The organism is Vibrio sp. 1562 (genome assembly GCF_033340155.1).
Taxonomy (GTDB): domain Bacteria; phylum Pseudomonadota; class Gammaproteobacteria; order Enterobacterales; family Vibrionaceae; genus Vibrio; species Vibrio alginolyticus.
In genome coordinates this window covers 1-775 of the sequence record NZ_JAWOVY010000251.1, presented here as the reverse complement: position 1 = coordinate 775, position 775 = coordinate 1, and the positions used below count along the sequence as shown (strand labels likewise).

Below are 775 nucleotides of genomic sequence, written 5' to 3'. Positions count from 1 at the left end.
TCAGTTCTCTGGTGGTTGGCGTATGCGCCTTAACTTGGCTCAAGCACTATTGTGTCGTTCTGATCTACTGCTACTCGACGAACCAACCAACCACTTGGATTTGGACGCCGTAATGTGGCTAGAACGCTGGCTGCAAAACTACCCTGGCACACTGATCTTGATCTCGCACGACCGAGATTTCCTAGATCCGATCGTTGGTCGCATCATCCATATCGAAAACCAACAGCTGAACGAATACACGGGCAACTACTCGTCATTCGAAAATCAACGTGCGCAAAAAATGATGCTGCAACAAGCGATGTTCGAGAAGCAACAAAAGCAAATGTCGCACATGCAAAGCTACATCGACCGCTTCCGCTACAAAGCGTCGAAAGCGCGCCAAGCGCAAAGCCGAATCAAAGCGCTAGAACGCATGGAAAAAGTCTTGCCCGCGCAGTTCGATAACCCATTCAGCTTTGAATTCCGTCAACCAGCTGCGCTGCCAAATCCAATCATGATGATGGACGACGTATCGGCAGGTTACGGCGACAACCTAATTTTAGAAAAGATTCGTCTGAACTTAGTACCGGGCAGCCGTATTGGTTTGCTTGGCCGCAACGGCGCAGGTAAATCGACCTTAATCAAACTGCTTTCAGGTGAACTTAAAGCGCAAGGCGGCGATCTCACCTATTCGCAAGGCGTAAAGATCGGCTACTTTGCTCAGCATCAGTTGGAGACGTTGCACCCAGAAGAAACACCACTGCAGCACATGATGCAGATCGCACCGGATCAAACA

Annotated in this window: 1 protein-coding gene; it reads left to right on the top strand. The window is 49.7% G+C overall.

Annotated features, from left to right (window positions below):
• A partial coding sequence (locus tag R7Z49_RS24470; RefSeq protein WP_318112291.1) for an ATP-binding cassette domain-containing protein occupies positions 1-775 on the top strand: 775 nt, incomplete at both ends.